The organism is Paraburkholderia sp. IMGN_8, from assembly GCF_038050405.1.
GTDB lineage: Bacteria > Pseudomonadota > Gammaproteobacteria > Burkholderiales > Burkholderiaceae > Paraburkholderia.
Map to the genome: position 1 here is coordinate 1,957,641 of NZ_CP150900.1, position 18,508 is coordinate 1,976,148.

General features: G+C 58.3%; 14 protein-coding genes. 10 read left to right on the forward strand and 4 right to left on the reverse strand.

All coding sequences use genetic code 11. The features are described 5' to 3' along the window. The first annotated feature begins 173 nt into the window (after positions 1 to 173). The 8 genes from WN982_RS09235 to WN982_RS09270 all read left to right on the forward strand — a co-directional run bounded on the left by WN982_RS09235 (position 174) and on the right by WN982_RS09270 (position 12,007). Complete coding sequence (locus tag WN982_RS09235) at positions 174 to 962, forward strand: enoyl-CoA hydratase/isomerase family protein (RefSeq protein WP_341315393.1); 789 nt, start codon at positions 174 to 176, stop codon at positions 960 to 962. Positions 963 to 1,365: 403 nt separating this feature from the next. Further along, positions 1,366 to 2,466 (forward strand): porin, encoded by a 1,101-nt coding sequence (locus WN982_RS09240; RefSeq protein WP_341315394.1) that lies wholly within the window; start codon positions 1,366 to 1,368, stop codon positions 2,464 to 2,466. A 40-nt stretch (positions 2,467 to 2,506) separates the two neighbouring features. Next, complete coding sequence (locus WN982_RS09245; RefSeq protein WP_341315395.1) at positions 2,507 to 3,907, forward strand: MFS transporter; 1,401 nt, start codon at positions 2,507 to 2,509, stop codon at positions 3,905 to 3,907. Positions 3,908 to 4,351: 444 nt separating this feature from the next. Beyond that, positions 4,352 to 5,275 (forward strand): amidohydrolase family protein, encoded by a 924-nt coding sequence (locus WN982_RS09250; protein WP_341315396.1) that lies wholly within the window; start codon positions 4,352 to 4,354, stop codon positions 5,273 to 5,275. Positions 5,276 to 5,759: 484 nt separating this feature from the next. Next, positions 5,760 to 7,499 (forward strand): CocE/NonD family hydrolase, encoded by a 1,740-nt coding sequence (locus WN982_RS09255; protein WP_341315397.1) that lies wholly within the window; start codon positions 5,760 to 5,762, stop codon positions 7,497 to 7,499. 64 nt (positions 7,500 to 7,563) lie between these two features. Then, on the forward strand, positions 7,564 to 8,352 hold the full coding sequence (locus WN982_RS09260; RefSeq protein WP_341315398.1) for an enoyl-CoA hydratase/isomerase family protein: 789 nt from the start codon (positions 7,564 to 7,566) through the stop codon (positions 8,350 to 8,352). Between the two features lie 45 nt (positions 8,353 to 8,397). After that, positions 8,398 to 10,134 carry an AMP-binding protein gene (locus WN982_RS09265; protein WP_341315399.1) on the forward strand — a complete coding sequence of 579 codons (1,737 nt, stop codon included), beginning with the start codon at positions 8,398 to 8,400 and terminating at the stop codon, positions 10,132 to 10,134. A 118-nt stretch (positions 10,135 to 10,252) separates the two neighbouring features. After that, positions 10,253 to 12,007, forward strand: a complete 1,755-nt coding sequence (locus WN982_RS09270) for an FAD-dependent monooxygenase (protein WP_341315400.1) — start codon at positions 10,253 to 10,255, stop codon at positions 12,005 to 12,007. Between the two features lie 230 nt (positions 12,008 to 12,237). Here WN982_RS09270 and WN982_RS09275 read toward each other — a convergent pair whose 3' ends face one another. The 4 genes from WN982_RS09275 to WN982_RS09290 form a co-directional block, all read right to left on the reverse strand. Then, positions 12,238 to 13,311 carry a maleylacetate reductase gene (locus tag WN982_RS09275; RefSeq protein WP_341315401.1) on the reverse strand — a complete coding sequence of 358 codons (1,074 nt, stop codon included), beginning with the start codon at positions 13,309 to 13,311 and terminating at the stop codon, positions 12,238 to 12,240. Between the two features lie 60 nt (positions 13,312 to 13,371). After that, positions 13,372 to 14,256 (reverse strand): intradiol ring-cleavage dioxygenase, encoded by an 885-nt coding sequence (locus tag WN982_RS09280; RefSeq protein ID WP_341315402.1) that lies wholly within the window; start codon positions 14,254 to 14,256, stop codon positions 13,372 to 13,374. A 99-nt stretch (positions 14,257 to 14,355) separates the two neighbouring features. Then, the gene (locus tag WN982_RS09285) at positions 14,356 to 14,778 is read right to left on the reverse strand and encodes a DoxX family protein (RefSeq protein ID WP_341315403.1); all 423 of its coding nucleotides are present in this window, start codon (positions 14,776 to 14,778) and stop codon (positions 14,356 to 14,358) included. 48 nt (positions 14,779 to 14,826) lie between these two features. Then, positions 14,827 to 15,525, reverse strand: coding sequence for a pirin family protein (locus WN982_RS09290; RefSeq protein WP_341315404.1), 699 nt, complete (start codon positions 15,523 to 15,525; stop codon positions 14,827 to 14,829). A gap of 180 nt (positions 15,526 to 15,705) precedes the next feature. On the opposite strand from WN982_RS09290, the gene WN982_RS09295 reads away from it, so the two are divergent. Together WN982_RS09295 and WN982_RS09300 are read left to right on the forward strand one after the other, a co-directional pair. Continuing rightward, entirely contained in the window at positions 15,706 to 16,623 is a 918-nt protein-coding gene (locus WN982_RS09295; RefSeq protein ID WP_341315405.1) for a LysR family transcriptional regulator, read from the forward strand. A 239-nt stretch (positions 16,624 to 16,862) separates the two neighbouring features. Beyond that, positions 16,863 to 18,506, forward strand: a complete 1,644-nt coding sequence (locus tag WN982_RS09300; RefSeq protein WP_341315406.1) for a fatty acid--CoA ligase — start codon at positions 16,863 to 16,865, stop codon at positions 18,504 to 18,506. The last annotated feature ends 2 nt before the right edge of the window (positions 18,507 to 18,508 follow it).

Consider the following 18,508-nt stretch of genomic DNA (forward strand, 5'->3'; position numbering starts at 1 on the left):
ATCAAACGTATCAAGCGCGACTGTGTGCCCTAAACGATAACACCTTACATGATACTTTTAATTTTACCGGTCGTAAACTATAATGGCGGTGGCGTAAGTGATTCAGGTACCTGTTCCGGCCAACGGACAGAGCTGAGTTCGGTCACAGGTTTGTTGCATCCGGTCATTGACAGATGGAAAGCAAAATCAAGCTGACATCCAGTGGCGACATCGCGCTTGTCACCATGGAAAATGAAGAGCGCGCGAACGCGATCGACAAGGCGTTCTGCGATGAGATGCTCGGTGCTCTCCACGATATCGAGAGTTCGGCGAAGTATCGCGCGGTGATTCTTCAGGCCAGAGGCCGAATTTTCTCGGCCGGTGGTGATCTTCACCAGATCCTTGACGGAATACAGCGTGCCGACGGTTTCCTCGAATCGCTCATCAGTGCACTTAACGCCACGATCATGGCGATACGGCGGTCGCCAATACCTGTGATCGCGAGCGTGCAAGGCGCAGCAGCAGGTGCGGGATTTTCGCTGGCCATGGCATGCGACCTCGTTGTAGCGTCACGATCCGCCCGCTTTGTGGTCGGTTATGCCAAGCTCGGTACGTCAAGCGACGGCGGCTTGTCCTTTCATCTGGCGCGTCGATTAGGGGCGGCACGAGCACTGGAGATCATGTTGACGCGAGACTCGTTGAGCGCGGACGAGGCCGCCCTGCTGGGACTCGTCCAGGGTATAGCCGAGCCAGCTTCCCTGGAAGAAACCAGTCTGGCGCTCGCGCGAAAGATAGCGGATCTTCCGGCGGCCGCGGTGAGAGAAACGAAATCGCTCGTTGAAATGGCAGGCAGCGATAACCTTGAGCGCCATCTCGAGCACGAGAAGCATGCCTTCCTGAGATGTGCGTCGACGAAAGAGTTTTCTCTACGCGTTGAACGATTCGTCTCGCGCTCTGCTTCACCCGGAAACCCATCGACCTGACGACAAACGATCTCCAACTAGTCAGCGTTCGATACATCATTCCCGTGTATCTGCGATACATGCATGCCGACTGCGTGCTCCGGGCCGCAGTGGCTGCCACGATGCCCGCCATCGCTCCACTCACTCTACATATCACCCTCTTCGATCTTCGAACCCCGGCATCGATATGACGCCGGTGGCGTGCGATGTCATCGGTTATTGCCGAATAAAAAATCTGCCGGGTCCACGCGTGCATCCATGCCACGCAGGCGGGCCGTCAGTCCCTTCATTCGAAACGAAGCTGACCCAGGGATAGTCCGAGTCAACTAATACTGTACGAGTGGAAAAATTAGCACTATGCTTGTTTCAACCCCCTGTAGTGCGCGAGCGGGTAGTGCAACTAAAAGCACAGAGGAGACTGGAGATGAAGGGATTGTCTTGGGCTGCGGCGCTGGTTTGTGTCACACCAGCCGTCGTATGCGCCCAGAGTGCCGTGACACTGTACGGTCTCATAGATGAAGGTCTGACTTATACAAGCAATCAGAAGGGGCATGCCGCCTGGCTGCTTCAAAGCGGAGGCGGGTCGCTCTCGAGATGGGGGCTGAAAGGCGCCGAAGACCTCGGTGGAGGATTTAAAGCGGTTTTTACTTTAGAGAATGGGTTTGATACGTCTACCGGAAACTTAAACAACAATGGGCGTCTTTTCGGGCGGCAGGTCTATGTTGGCGTTTCAAGCCCTTATGGGACGATCACACTTGGCCGTCAATACGAAGAAGTGGCCGAGATGCTCTCTACTTTCGCTGCCGGTTTGAACTGGGCTGTCTATTTCGCCCACGCTGGCGACGTTGATAACGCGGGTGGGAGCATACGAATCAACAATTCAGTCAAATACGCCAGCCCCAAGATAGCGGGATTCACACTCGGTGCGCTGTATAGCTTTGGTGGGCAACCGGGCCAATTCGCCAACAATAGCGTCGCGTCGGTTGGACTTAGCTACTCAGGAATAAACTTTCCACTGTATGTTGCGGCCGCCTATACGGTCATCCGGAATCCCTTTGCAGCCGCATTCGATAGTACCGCACCGCGAAACGTGATTTACGCACCCTACGTGCAGAATGCAGAAAGCGAATCTATCGCGGGGGTAGGTGGATCGTACAAAATCGGGGGCGCAACGATCGCACTCGAATATACAACGACCCGATTCAAGAAGGGCTTCCTCGGTAGCGACGTGCGCTTTGACAACTATGAGGCGAACGTCGGCTACTTCATTACGCCGTTTCTGTTTACCGGCGTGGCATACATTTACACGCATGGCAAGGTCACGGCGACCGACGCATCGCCAATCTATCGGGCAATCGATTTCTACGCAAACTATTTTCTGTCAAAGCGGACTGACGTCTATTTTGCAGCTCAATTGCTGAAAGCGGCGGGTTCGGCGACTCAGGCCCAAATCACGTTGATCCCTTCGCCGTCGAGTGGACGATCACAGGGGCTGCTGCGTGTCGGTATACGTCACCGGTTTTAACGAACACAGGATCCTGACGGTCGTTGATCGGGAAAACGCAATGAAAAGCACAGGCTATATCCGCCGCGACGTACGCGAAGTATTCAACACGATGCCCATGGGCCGAAAGCAGTGGGCAGTGTTCCTCATCTGCTTTGCTGCTACAGCAATCGAGGGATTCGATACGATCGTGATCAGTTTTATCGCGCCCGCCATCAGCCATCATTGGCAACTATCGAGTGCTGCTCTTTCGCCTCTGGTGGCGTTCGGACTGACGGGATTATTGATCGGCTCAATTGTTGGTGGAGTGCTGGCTGATCGTGTCGGTCGCAGAGCGGTAAGCATCGTAGCAATCGCGTGGTTCGGCATAGCGGGTGTCATGTCTAGCGAGGCTCAGTCGATAGTGCAACTCGTCGGCTGGCGTTTCATAACGGGTCTCGGCATCGGGGCTGCGATGCCGGCCACGTCAGCGATCGTCGCGGAATATAGCGCCGACCGCTCACGTTCAGCAATGCTGGCATCGACTTACTGCGGATTCCTTTTCGGCGCGGCAGCGGCTGGTTTCGTGACGTCTCTGGCGATTGGTGTAATGGGCTGGCGCGGCATGCTCGTATTAAGTGGCTTGTTGCCACTTGGCGTTGTTGCTCTATTTGCGTGGCAAGTACCCGAGTCACCGCTCTATGTCGTGGCCAGTCGAAAGTCAAACGAGACGGCGCAACGAATTATCGGGAAAGTATTTCCAGCGGTGGACTGCTCCAATACCCATTTCTTTATCGCCGAGGCACAGGAATCGATAAACGGAAGCAAGGCACTACTGAGCGAGAAGTACCGTCGTGGCACTGTGCTGACCTGGTTTACTGAATTTTCCGGGTATCTGGCGTTCTTTCTGATTGGTAGCTGGCTGCCAACGCACCTGAAGCAGGTCGGACTATCCATGCACGACGCCTCGCAGGTTTCGTCGTTGTTCCAGTTCGGTGCGCTTGGCGGGGCGGTACTTTTCGCTATCCTTGTTCGTCGCTATAACGTTGCGTCGGTCATATCCGGGGCGTTTGGCGCAGGTTCACTGCTTGTCATCGCTTTGGGCATGTCTGAAGCGACGCCCTGGAACGCGAGCGTGGTCTTCCTGTCAGGTCTGGCTGTTGGCGGCCCGCTGATCTGTGTCAACACCATTCCGGGTGTTTTCTATCCAACGGCACTTCGTGCGTCCGGTGGCGGCTGGAACGTTGCGATCGGACGACTGGGTTCAATCGTCGGTTCGTCGTTGATTGGTCTGATAGTCATATCGGGTTTTCCTTATCTGCTCACATGCGCGTTGTTGTCGATACCGCTCTTCATGGGATGTGTATGCATGACCGTCATGGCGCGGGTTCTCGTTGCACAACGGCGATCGCGGAGCGAAGACAGCGAGAACATCCATGCGGTCGGGGCAGATGATCCGCCGTTGCCGAATAGCAGCCCGTAACGACTCCCATTGGGTTCGTTGGACATCCACGGTGATGGGAATTGCCACGGTACTAAAGGAACGGAGATGTTGCGCCAGTATGGAGGTTAGCCAAATGAATACGCTTATGGTGAATTCCGCACGGGCGCAGATGAATCACGACGGATCTCTTCGTTCGTTGGTGGACAAATGGCTTTCGCCAACTCAGGCAGCGCCAGCGCGCGCTACCCGGATCGGTCGAAGGGGCCTGGACCGGGCGCGTTTTGTCTGCCTGGAGGCGTCGCGGCAGGAACGGTCGATCGTGTTCTTGTTCTTCCGACACATTGACGGCACATGGCATGTATTCCCGCAGGTGACTCGCCGTCCAACGATGCGAATCTGCTGATTGTGTTCAGGATGGTTTTAACAGGAAGCGATGTCAATTGCCCCTTGATGTGCGAGAGACGAATTTAGGAGAGAACGGTTATGTCGAAACGAAAGATTGATACGCACCAACATTTCTTGCCGAAATTTTATGTGGATGCCGTAGGGTTGGATCTGCTGAATGCGGCAATGCCGAACGGTGTGGCCCCTACGTGGTCCTCCGAAGCAGCCATCGCGATGATGGATGAGAATGGTATCGACGAGGGGATCCTGTCCATCTCCTCGGGTCCCACACTTCCGGATGCGACCACGCTGCTGAGAAAGTGCAACGACCATGCGGCGGACCTCAGGTCCCGGTATGCCGGACGGTTTGGCTCCTTTGCGAGCTTGCCACTGCCAGACATAGATGCGGCGCTGAAGGAAGTCAGTTACTGCCTTGACGAGTTGAAGGTCGATGGCTTTATTGTCTTTACGAACTACAACGGACTGTATCTCGGGGATGCGCATTTCGCGCCTCTGTGGGAAGAACTGAACAGGCGTAGGGCTGTAGTTTTCGTTCACCCCAATCAGCCACCTCATGAAGTGCCGTCCGTTGCTCCGGCATCCGTCCTCGAATATCCGTTTGAGACGACGCGTACAGCCGCGAGTCTGATCATTTCGGGCGCGATGAATCGTTATCAGCATGTTCGGTTTATCCTGTCGCATGCAGGGGGAACGCTGCCGTATCTGGTACCGCGCATCGCACTCTCAATCTCCATGATGCCTGGCGCGGCTGAGCGCGTGGGCGATACGTTGGCGGCGGTGAGATCCTTCTATTTCGACACGGCGCTTTCTGCCGGCAATTCGTCCCTGAGTGCGTTGGCGCAGGTAGCCGACCCGGATCACATTCTGTTCGGGACCGACTTCCCGTTCGCGCCGACAGACGCAATCCGGCAATTCGGGAAGGTGCTTGACGACTTGCGGATTGCCGGGATTGAGATGGATAAGGTCTACGGGGAAAATGCCGCTCGTATGCTTGCACGTTAGCTGTACTGGTAGTCAGCGACACCCCACTTTGCAGCATAAGTTGCGAAAGCCTGCGGTCCTTCATACCTTAGCCGTTCTTTGACCCTCCTCTCCGCCAAAAAAGGGCGGAGATCCCCTGCGCGGCGCGGCGACGTCCCGCCGCAAGCACTTCCACTACGACAGCGTCGTCGGGCAGGCGATACTCGCCACGCTCGAAGCGTCCCCGTTCTCCTACAGCAGGTTATTTCAAGCAGTCCTGACGCGTATGCAGTCCTGACGCATATGCAGTTGCGACAACTGCAGGCCTGTGATCTCCCGGCTTGGAGCCGCAGGTTTTCAGGCAACTCACGCGGTGCTCCTTTGAAGCCGGCTTTTCGTCATCCAGCTCACAGTTCGTTCTTGCATACTTTACGATCGTGAAGTATAGTGAATTGCAGAATGTGATCGATCACGCGGCTTCGAAAAAGAGCGAGGCCATGCGTGCTAACGAAACCCTGGAGGAGACATGATTGAGGAACGCGACGTCGTCGTCAGGATGCGGGACGGCACTCGTCTCGCTGTAGACGTCTATCGCCCCGATGAGGAAGGCAGGTATCCCGTGCTGTACGCATCGGCCCTGCACAACAAGGATCTTCAAGGTCCGGATATTGCCGATGTGTTGCCACCGCAGCCTGCGCATGCACCGCTCTGGTTCGGGCCGGTAGAGGCAGGGGACACTCGCCGCTTTGTTGCAAATGGCTACGTGCACGTGATTGCGCAACCGCGGGGCTCAGCCAAGTCCGAAGGACACTATGGCGAAGAGAACACTGACCATTACGACATGATCGAATGGATCACACAGCAGCCGTGGTCCGACGGCAACGTCGGGATGGTGGGTATCTCCGGTTTCGCGGGTGAACAATGGCGTGCTGCCGCACAAGGGCACCCGGCACTCAAGGCCATCTTCCCCTATGACGCCTGTAGCGCATACGGCGGGATGTTCGGGTTTCGAGACTTCAATCCGGGTGGCGTCATCCACACGTTCCCTTACTTGCTCGACGTTTTCAGTACTGTGCATGAACCGCGCGGCGTGCCGGGTCCGCTACCCGACGAGCAGGAGAACCTCTGGCGCTCCGCAATGCGCAACCCCGATTACAGGATGTACATCAACCTGTATAACATCCTGACGCAGAAGGGGCAGCGAACATGGGTGATGTATCACATCATGACGAACCCCTGGGAGGCCGACGGGACCGTCGAGCGCGCCGAGGAGAACTTCCGCTCGATCAAGGTGCCGTTCTATACGGGTTCCGGTGCCTATGCTTACACGTACAAATTGCACTGGCTTGGCGCGCAGCACTACTACAGGAACGTGAAGCAGCCACGCAAGCTGATTTTCACGGGACCTGCACATCTGGAACGACCGTTCCATCAGTACCACGACGAAGTGATTCGCTGGTACGACTTCTGGCTGAAGGGTATCGATACGGGCATCATGGATGAACCCCCGGTCCGCTACTGGGTCATGGGGGCCAACGAATGGCGTACGGGTAGCGACTGGCCCTTGCCTGAAACGCAGTGGGCGAAGTACTACCTCGCTGGCTGGGAGCGGTTATCCACAGATGCCCCTCGACCATCAGGAGAGGTCGGCAATGCCCAACGGGAGCCTGATGTCTTCACGCAAATGCCGCTCAAAAAGACATCCAGGGTCGAGCGCCTGCGGTACATGACTGATCCGCTGCCCCAGGACGTGCTGGTGGCGGGTCCGATTTCGCTGACGCTTTACGCGGAGATCGACCAGCCGGATACGAACTGGATCGTCGTGCTCAAGGACGTGGGTCCCGACGTATCAGTCGTGACCGCGCGCGTCGGCGAACGGACTGTTCCCGAGACGTTACCGGAGCGTGAACTGACCCGTGGCTGGTTGAAAGCATCGTACCGCGCAACGGATCCCGACCGGTCTACGCCTGCGGAACCATTCCATAAGCTGACGAAAGATTCGATCGCACCGGTCACACCAGGCGAGATCGTCAAGTATGAAATTCAGATACTCGCGACGGCCAATCAGTTCAAGGCCGGTCATCGAATCTGTGTCGAAATCTGCAGTCTTGACGTGCCCACGGGAACGGGCGCGATGACTGACGTCGAGTACATCCCGTATCACGTGTGCAGTAGCAATACGGTTACCCACAAGATCTACCGCGACGCCGATCGCCCCTCGCATTTACTGCTTCCGGTCATTCCGTTGAATGGAAAGTCATCCTGAATTGAGAATGCATCCAGGGCGTCATGGACGCACGGTGATTTTGAACGGCCAATGAGGTTTGAATATGAAAAGCATACGATTTGAGCGCGACGAGAAGGTTGGAAACATCGTACTGGCGAATCCGCCCTATAACCGACTTGATGTGCGATTTGCACAATGCCTGCGCGAGGCGGTTCACGAAGCTAGCGAAAGCGACATCCGGGTGCTTGTCGTTCGGGGGGAGGGGCCGAACTTCAGTCTGGGTGGAGAGGTTCGCGAGTGGCCGGGCAAAGATGTGAACTGGTTCCGCACATTCGTTGCAGAAATCAACAACTCATATCGTGCAATCGAAACGCTCCGCGTTCCGACGGTGGCGGTGGTGCAGGGCCTCGCTTTCGGCGGCGGTTTCGAACTCGCATTGAGCTGTGACTTCGTCGTGGCGGCGACCGACGCAGAGTTCCGATGTGTCGAGGTCACGACGGCAATGCTGCCCATTGCGGGAGCGCTGCAGCGGCTCGCTGAGCGCGTGGGGCGTAGCCGCGCGTCGCGGTTTGCAATGCTGGGCGAACCTATTCCCGGCAGCGTGGCGGGAGACCTCGGGATCGCGACCCACGTGGCTGAGCCGGATGCACTCGAACGTGTCGCCGCGGAACTGGTTACGCGCCTGTCTGACGGTCCCACGCTTTCGTACGCGGCTACGCGCACGTTGCTCAAGGCGTGGTCAAACGGAGGTGTCACTGGTGCAGATGCCGTCATGTTGGACGTCAGCATGGGCTTATACAACACAGAGGACGCCACGCGCGGTTTCGTCAACACGGCCGAGGCATTCGACGCCGATCAGCAACCCGGGGATCTGCTCTTCTACGGGAAATAGCGGACTTCTTGCAAGAAATGTGCAGCAACGATGGAGGATGGCTTCATGCGTACATTACCCGCGTCCCTTACGCTCGATACGCCTGCCGATGGCGTGGCCTACGTGCGGGGTGCAACGGACATTCCGTTGAGCGAGTCTACAATCGGTCAGTTTTTAAGGGAAACAGCACGCCGCTTGCCTGACCGGCAAGCCGTGGTATTCCGTGAACAAGACATACGGTGGACATGGAGGGAATTTGACGATCATGTCGATTGCCTTGCTACAGGCCTGTTGTCGTTGGGAATAGAAAAGGGCGACCGAGTTGGCATCTGGTCGCCCAACCGGTTTGAATGGTTGCTCACACAGTTCGCGACGGCGCGTATCGGCGCGGTACTGGTCAACATCAACCCTGCCTACCGTGTAGCGGAACTCGAGTACGCGCTGCGGAAAGTTGGATGCAAGGCGCTCGTCACAGCCGAGACGTTCAAAACGTCGAACTACATTTCAATGTTGCTCGATATTGCGCCAGAACTAGCGTCGCAGCAGGCGGGCGATTTGAGGATCGCACGCCTGCCGGAACTTCGCATGGTGATTTCTGTAGGTGACTGGCGCGTGTCGGGTGTCATGCCATTCCACGCGGTCATGCGGCGCGGAGAGGACATGCTTCGCGTAGAAGGGGGCACGGTACTCGACGCTGTCGGGAGAACCCTTTCTCCACATGACCCGATAAATATCCAGTTCACCAGCGGCACCACAGGTAGTCCGAAGGGTGCAACGTTGACCCATCACAACATCGTCAACAACGCACGATTTGTCGCCATGGCGATGAAGCTGTCCGAAGCCGACTCACTCTGTATTCCTGTCCCCCTCTATCACTGCTTCGGAATGGTGCTCGGCGTCCTGGCGTGCGTATCGATTGGCGCGCAGATGGTCTTCCCGGGCGAAGGATTCGACGCCGGTGCCACCCTCGCCGCCATTTCGGAAGAGCGTTGCACTGCACTTCACGGTGTGCCAACAATGTTCATCGCGGAGTTGGGACATCCAGACTTCTCTTCGTTCGACCTGAGTAGTCTCAGGACGGGCATCATGGCGGGATCCCCCTGTCCTGTCGAAACAATGAATCAGGTCGTGGCCAGAATGCATATGCGAGAGGTCACGATTGCATATGGCATGACGGAGACCAGTCCCGTGTCGTTTCAGAGTGCAACGGCGGATCCTCTGGATAAGCGCACGACAACCGTCGGGCGGATTCAACCTCATCTCGAGGTCAAGATCGTGGATTCCCTTGGCAATACGTTAGCGATTGGGGAGACCGGGGAACTCTGCACGAGAGGTTACTCGGTGATGTTGGGGTACTGGGATGACGAAGAGAAAACGCGAGAAAGCATCATTGACGGATGGATGCATACAGGCGATCTCGCGACCATCGACGCCGACGGCTACTGCAACATTGTCGGAAGACTGAAGGACATGGTCATTCGAGGGGGAGAGAACATCTATCCCCGTGAAATTGAGGAATACCTTTTCAGGCATCCAAAAGTACAGAATGTCCAGGTGTTCGGCATACCGGACGAAAAGAACGGGGAGGAGTTGTGTGCGTGGATCGTGCTGCGGCCGTATGAAGGCGCCACCGAGGAGGAGATCAAAGACTTTTGCCGAGGACAGATCGCTCATTACAAGATACCCAAATATATTCGTTTCGTGAGCGAGTTGCCGATGACGGTGACGGGAAAAGTACAGAAGTTCGCGATGCGGGAGGAGATGATCCGCTCATTGGGCCTGACCGTGCACAAGACCGCATGATTGGTTTGTGAAGGCCCGGCAAGTACGCAAAAAGTGAAACGTGTCTGATCATATTGATTAGATATCCAAAATGTATGCAATTAGCGGATCGACGGGATTTGATTATTGGAGGTGTCGAATGTATGAAATAACTACGGATGTACTCATTGTCGGAACGGGGCCGGCTGGCTCCGCGTGTGCCGCGCTGCTCTCGACGTACGGTATCGACAATATGGTCATCAACTACTATCGTTGGTTGGCCAACACGCCTCGGGCGCATATCACGAACCTGCGCACGATGGAGGTGCTCCGCGACCTCGGTCAGCAGGTGGAGCAGGAAGCCTATCTGCACGCGACCGATGAGGATTTGATGGGTGGGACGGTCTTCTGCGAAAGTCTGACCGGTGAGGAGATTGGCAGGGTTCCCAGCTGGGGACTGCACCCACTGTCGAGAGCGGAACGCCAATTGTCGAGTCCGGCAAAAATGAACGATTTGCCGCAGACTTTCATGGAACCGCTTCTGTTCAAAACTGCTTGCGCGCGAGGTACTGAGGCGCGTATGAGCACGGAATATCTGAGTCATACGCAGACTGAAGATGGCGTGATCACGCGTTGTCGTGACCGGTTGTCAGGAGAGGAGTTCTCAGTCAGATCGAAGTACCTCATCGGTGCAGACGGAGGGAACTCCAAGGTCGCAGCGAACGCCGGCCTGCCTTTTGAAGGGCAGATGGGTGTACGGGGATCGATGAACATCTGGTTCCGTGCGGACCTGTCGGAGTTCGTCGCACACCGGCCGGCAGTTCTGTATCCCATCATGCAGCCCGGCGCAGAGGTGGGCGGTATCGGGATGGGGCTGATCCGGATGGTTCGGCCCTGGTACGAATGGCTGATTGTTTGGGGCTATGACATCAACGGGCCTGCACCGGTTGTGGACCAGGCAAAGGCAACTACAATCGCACGTCAACTGGTGGGCAAGCCGGATCTCGAGATCGAACTGCTGGGCGCGAACACCTGGACGGTGAACAACATGTACGCCACTCGCATGCAGGACGGACGGGTGTTTTGTATGGGCGATGCGACTCATCGGCATCCGCCGTCTGGCGGGCTGGGCTCCAACACATCCATTCAGGACGCGTTCAACCTCGCGTGGAAGCTTGCGGCGGTCATCAAGGGGCACGCGGGCGATGCGCTTCTGGATTCATATTCGGCTGAGCGTGCACCGATCGCGAAACAGGTCGTCACGCGCGCGAATCAGTCGATTGCCGAGTTCGCGCCGCTCTATAGGGCGCTAGGCATTGATGAGTCGACCGATGCAGAAGTCATGCAAGCGAACATGCATGCCCGAAGCCGGGCAACTGAAGCGGCGGAACACCAGCGGGAGGCAATTCGGGAAGCGTTGACGTTCAAGCGATACGAACTGGACGCCCATGGGGTGGAGATGAATCAACGCTATCGCTCGCAGGCAGTGTTGACCGATAGGCAGGCTGAACCGGCGTTCGAGCGCGATCCTGAACTGTATTATCAGGCGACGACATGGCCCGGTGCGCGGCTGCCTCACGCCTGGGTCTTTGACTCCCGCGGACGGCAGCACTCGACGCTTGACCTTGCTGGACATGGACGGTTCGCGCTGTTCACGGGTCTGGGAGGTGAAGCATGGGTTAAGGCTGCCTCAGAGGTCGGTGAGGAGCTGGGGTTGAAGATTGACGTACATGTGATTGGTCCGCGACAGCGATATGCGGATCACACGGGCGACTGGGCGCGCGTGCGCGAAATCAGCGACCATGGTTGCGTGTTGGCTCGCCCCGACCATCATGTGGCATGGCGTAGCTTCACGTTGCCGGATGATCCCGCGGCCGAACTCCGTCGGGTCGTGCGTCAGGTGCTTTCCAGGTAAGTGCTGGCGCCAGCGTCTCGCTATTGGGCGTGTATTGACACTTCAACGGCGAGACGCGTACGTTCGAGGTTCAACGAGCGTACTACACAGCGGGTTTACGTTCGATACCGGCTGCTCAGCGCGCCTGAATTCCGGCGGACGATGCGCCGGGAAATTTTTTGCATCAGGCAATGTTCGTGGCGCCATTTGCAATTACGTCGCGACACGCTGAAAGAACTATCTGTTGCGTCCTACAATCCATCAGTTGGCGCGCTGCCGTCAAATGCCCGCTGCAGCAAAGCGCGAATCGCTCCACGTTCTAGCGGACGCGGATTCCAGTAAGCGTTGTTGCATGCGATGTCGGCGGCCTGGTCGAGTTGTTCCTCGAGCATGCCAATCTCCTTTAACGCGACGGGCGCGCCGTTTGCGCGCGCGAGTTCGTACAGACCTTGGGCCGCGCTGTCGTGCCCGAGCGCCTGCGCGATGCGCCTCATTGCATCGGGCGCAGCGTCGGCGTTATAGGCCAATGCGTGCGGAAGCACGATGGTATGGGTGGGCGCGTGCGGCAGATTAAAACTGCCGCCAAGCGTATGGCATAGCTTGTGATGCAGTGCCATCCCGACGCTTCCGAGCACTGCACCGCATAGCCATGAACCGTAGAGTGCGTCGGCGCGCGCGGACGCGTCGTTCGGCTGCGCGACGATTCGGGGTAAGCTGCGCGCGAGCGCCGCGATGCCTTCTTCAGCCATGAGACTGGTAAGGGGATTGGCATCGCGTGAATACAAACCCTCTGCCGCGTGTGCAATTGCGTTGATGCCGCTTGTCACCGAAAGGCCGACTGGCAGGGTCACGGTCAGGTCTGGATCGTAGATGACTGTCCTGGGTAATACGCGCAAATCAGTGCCTGTGCGTTTAAGACCTGATTCGGTCAACCCGAAGATGGGTGTCATTTCGCTGCCTGCGTAGGTGGTGGGCACGGCCAGAATCGGCAGGCTCGTCTCAAGGGCAAGACCCTTGGCGAGGCCGATTGCAGATCCGCCACCCACGGCGATAACGCAGTCGGCATCCAGCGACGCGGCAACGGTGCGTGCTTGCGCGACCAGTTCAACGGGCACGTGCATGGTCGCGCGATCGAAAACGCCCGCTGCGCGTGCGCCCAATTGATCGGCAACCGATGCGCCTAGTGCGCGTTGCTCCTCACTACACAGAATCAGAGCGCGTCGCGCGCCCAGCGTGTGTACCTCGCGTTCGATATGGATGCGTGAGCCGCAGCCAAATACGACGCGCATTGCGCGCCCGTTATAGACGAACTCAGGTGTTGACATAGTCGGGATTGGGTCGGTTCTTGCCTCGGTTGCGGGCCCGCGCTGGATATCAATGCCGGGTCATCGCGCGTGTTCCGAGGGATTGAGAACGAAGTCGTAGTCGAGCGTATAGAAGGGCGTATCCATGGCAGTACCGGCCGGCGCGAGACCCGGCGGGTGCTCGATCCAGTCGACGATCAAAGTCGAGCGCACGCCGAATACGGCATCCGAGTCCAGGTACTTGTCACCGTTACGGAACACATGGGTGATCAACGGCTCGTACCCTGGCGCTTTGATCCAGAAGTGCAGGTGGGCCGGACGCCACGGATGGCGTCCAAGCGCATTGAGCATTCTGCCAACCGGTCCATCGTGCGGAATGGGATAGGCCTCGGCGAGAATCGAGCGGAAATGGAAGCGTCCGTCAGGCAGCGTGTGCAAGCGACCACGCGCCTGATGCTCTACCGTTGCGTCCAGAGGGTCACCATACTGGACGTCGTAATACCCGTCTTCATCGGATTGCCAGACTTCGATCGTTGCCCCGGCTACAGGCTCTCCCGAAAGACCGCGGACTCGCCCGGCAACAAAACAGGGGAGGCCCGCTGCACCGTTGGAAATGTCGTCACCGTTCCTGTATTCGGGCGCGCCCTCAACGAAGAATGGACCCAGAACAGTGGCCTCTGTGCATTCGGCGGGCTTGCGGTTGTTCTGTGTCGTCACCAGCATCGACAGGCCGAGCGTATCCGACAGGAGGACGAACTCCTGACGTTTTTTATCCGTGATATGGCCGGTCTCGGTGAGGAAGTTGATCGCGTACAGCCACTCGCTCTCAGTCAGCCTCACGTCTCTTGCGAATGAATGCAAATGCTGGACAAGACTGGTCATGACGGTGCGCAGCCTGTCGTTGGTACAACCCGACATTGCTGCGAGCACCGCCTGGGTGATGGTGTCTTCGTTGATGTTGCGCATGGTGTCTCCCTGAACTCCTCCTCGCGGTAGTTCGCAAACTAACTCGCGCGACGTCTTTGACGGCTTCGTGAAGCGTGGCGCTTCGACGGATCCGCCTTCCTAGTTCGCACCCAGAGACGTGACACGTGAGGCGAGCCGCCCGAAGCGCGCGTCCAGACTGAACGCGCCGGCACCAAAGTAGGCGATCTGCAGGAGCCCACCGGCCATCATCACGTTCTTGAGGAAGTGAATCATCTGGTTTTGATCTGCGAAGTTGTGGTGAAAGAAAATCGCAGTGACCACGCAGAACACCGCCATCGCCAGCGACACGACGCGAGCCCTGTAGCCGGACAGCAGCAGCAGGCCGCCGCCTAGCTCGGTCAGCACGGCAACAATGAACGCGAGTGGCGGCACGGGCAGGCCCATGGCCGCAATATAGCCAACCGTCGCAGTGTACGCTCCGAGTTTGCCCAGCCCGCTCATCACAAACGGCGCCCCGATCAGAATGCGACCCAACAGCGGAAGAAATTTGAAACGTTCCATTACGATCTCCTGAAATGAGTTTGCGTAGGTGGAGTACGAAAAAGGGAATTAGCCGGCGTCCACCATCACCAGCTCGGAATCTTCAAGGGCGGAAATCTGCGCCGCAGCGAATTTCGTGATCGCCACGCCGTCTAGCGGCCCAACGGCCTCGCCATTCACTTCGATGCGTCCCGAGGCCACGACGAGATAGGCACGACGCGCTGGACCCATCTCGTGTCGAACGCTTTCGCCTGCCTTCAGCATCGCGCCAAGCACACGCGCATCGGCGCGAATAGGAAGCGCACCTTCGTCGCCGCCGAACCCACTGGCAAGGATTACGAAGCGCCCAGATCGGTCGCTTTTGGGAAACGGCTTGGTATCCCACGCGGGTTCGCCACCGGCTTCACGAGGCAGCAGCCAGATCTGATAAACCTTGAGCGGCACCTCGCCCCGATTGAACTCGGCGTGGCGTATGCCCGTGCCGGCGCTCATGACCTGGACATCGCCTGCGTGGATCGTTCCCTCGGATCCCAAGGTGTCTCGATGCCCGAGCAGGCCTTGGCGCACATAAGTGATGATTTCCATGTCACGGTGCCCGTGCATGGGGAAACCACTGCCAACCGCGAACTCGTCGTCGTTCCAGACAATCAGGGGACCCAGGGCGGCGTGCGCGGGATTGCCGTCGGCGCTGACCACGAAATGGTATTTCGCGTGCAGCCAGCCGAGTTCCGCCCTGTCCAATGATTCCCAACGCCTGTGTGTGAGCATGTCCGCTTCCGTTTCCCGCCGTCGCAAATGCGACGCTTGTCACCTGTGCGACCGACCGAATTCAGCGCTGATGCAGGCAATGAGAAGAATGCTATATTTGCAACGAACTGGCGCATAGATCCTGAACTGGAACGCATCATTGCTGCAGATAGAACGATTAGAAGGAGTTGAAGTCTGCCCATGAACGCAATTACTGACCTCAATGACCTTCGGCTCTTCGCAGAGGTCGTCGAGCATGGAAGCTTCACGGCGGCCGCACGCAGTCTCGGCCTTCAGACATCGAAGCTCAGCCGGCGCGTTCGCGCGCTGGAAGAAGAACTTGGGGTCCGCCTGCTCAATCGCACGAGCCGCAGCCTGTCTTTGACGGAAACGGGGCGTCAGTTCCACCAGCATTGCCTTGCACTGGTGGCGGAATCGAAGGCCGCCAAAGACGTCGTGGACCGGACGCGGTCGACGCCGCACGGCACCGTGCGAATCAGCTGCCCTGTGGGATTACTGAACTCCGGCGTTGCCGCGATCATTGCGCAATACGTCCAGGACAACCCTCAAGTCCAGGTCCTGCTGGATGCAACCAACCGCCGCGTGGATGTGGTCGAAGAAGGCCTGGACTTTGCCATCCGTGTCAGGCGTCCCCCGCTGGAAGACACCGATCTCGCGGTCCGGCAACTGGGCTTATCCGTTCAGATTCTCGTTGCCAGTCCAGAATTGGTAGCGCGCTATCCGGCGCCCAGTTCGATCGAATCCCTGAAGGAATGGCCGACCGTTTCCATGGCCAGCAGCAGCGAGAGATTTGTCTGGAACGTGGTCGACGCGGACGGTCAGATGACGTCCTGGGTGCATCGGGCTCGACTTGCGACGGATGATCTGGCCAGCCTTCGGGTTGCGGCGATACAAGGCGTCGGCGTGGCGATGCTGCCCCGCGAGCTCGTGGACGCCGATATTCAGGCCGGACGGCTGCAACACCTGCTGCCGGAGCTGGCTACGACGCCGGGTCTTGTGCACGCCGTCTTTCCCACGCGCCGGGGCATGGTTCCGGCCGTCCGTCACCTGCTCGATGCGCTCGTTGCAGGATTCGAAGACTTGAAGCGTAAGGGGTAAAAAGGGCCATTAATCTGCCGGCCCGGATCTTTCTGGAAAGTTGGCTTCCCTATATCCCGTCTCCCGACCTGGTCGCGCGATCCTCACTACGCGACGGCATCCTGAAAGCTCCCCTTTTCGGGGGATAGCTCCTCCCAGCGAACAATCCGATGATGGCATCACTCGGGATGCCACCGTGTGCGACACACACCGACGGACCTGTGTCAGCCCGATCCATTTCTCGACTTCAGGAGATGTAGATGCAGGACGCCGTGCAGGGCTCGACGCCATCCCCCTATGCCTATCCGCTGCTGATCAAGCAACTGCTGCATACGCCGTTCGTTCAGGCGCCGGACCAGGAAATCGTGTACCGCGGCCAGCTGCGGATGACCTATGCCACGCTGAGGGAACGCATCGCGCGGCTCGCCAATGGCCTCCACCAGCTCGGGGTGCGGCACGGCAGCACCGTGGCGGTGATGGACTGGGACAGCCACCGCTATCTGGAGTCGTACTTTGCGGTTCCGATGATGGGCGCCGTGCTTCAGACGGTCAACGTGAGGCTCTCGGAGGCGGAGATCGCCTACACGATCAACCACGCTGGCGCAGAGGTGCTGTTTGTCCACACCGATTTTCTGCCCGTGGTCGAAGCGATCAAGGATCAGCTTGAAACGGTCCGTACATTCGTGTGGATCGACGAGCCGGGCAGTGAAGCGTGCGCGCACACCATTGCGTTCGCTACGGAATACGAGGCGATGCTCGCAGCGTGCGCGACGAGCTACGATTTCCCCGACTTCGACGAGAACACCCGGGCCACGACGTTCTACACGACGGGAACCACGGGCCTGCCCAAGGGCGTGTACTTCTCGCACCGCCAGCTGGTCTTGCACACCATCACCTTGATGGCGGCGCTGTCGAGCCCGGTGTCGGGACAGCGTTTTCACCGCGGCGACGTCTATATGCCGCTGACGCCGATGTTCCATGTGCACGCATGGGGCATGCCCTACATCGCGACGGTACTGGGCGTGAAGCAGGTCTATCCGGGCCGCTATGTGCCCGAGCGTCTCGTGCAACTGATCCGCGACGAAGGTGTCACGTTTTCGCACTGCGTCGGCACGATCCTGCACATGCTGCTCTCGTGCGATGACGCGAAGCACGCGGACTTCAGCAAATGGAAGATCGTCATCGGCGGCGGCGCGTTGCCGCACGGCCTCGCGCGCGCCGCGCTCGATCGCGGCATCGACATCTTTGCCGGCTATGGCATGTCGGAGACCTGTCCCGTATTGAGCCTCGCGCAACTTCCGCCTCGCACCGGGCCGCTCGATCTCGAAGAAGAGGTGCGCCTGCGCTGCAAGACCGGCTTCCCCGTTCCGCTCGTCGATGCGCGCATCGTCAACGAGCAGATGGAAGACGTCGCGCACGACGGCCGGGCCTACGGCGAGATCGTCGTGCGTGCGCCGTGGCTGACTCAGGGCTACCTGAACAATCCGGACGCGTCCGCGCAGCTCTGGACAGGTGGTTACCTGCATACGCAGGACATCGCGAACATCGACGCGACCGGCAACATTCAGATCACCGACCGCATCAAGGACGTCATCAAATCGGGCGGCGAGTGGATCTCTTCGCTCGAAATCGAAAGCCTGATTTCGCTGCACCCGGATGTCGCGGAAGTCGCGGTGATCGGGATCAAGGATGAGAAATGGGGCGAACGGCCGGTTGCGCTAGTGGTGCTGAAGGCGGGCGCCGTGGTCACCGAAGACGACGTCAAAGCGCACGTAATGGGATTCAGCAAGACAGGGCGGATCTCGAAGTACGCAGTGCCGCAGATCGTCAAGTTCGTCGACGCGCTGGAGAAGACGAGTGTCGGCAAGATGAACAAGAAGTGGTTGCGCGAGCAATTCGCCTGACC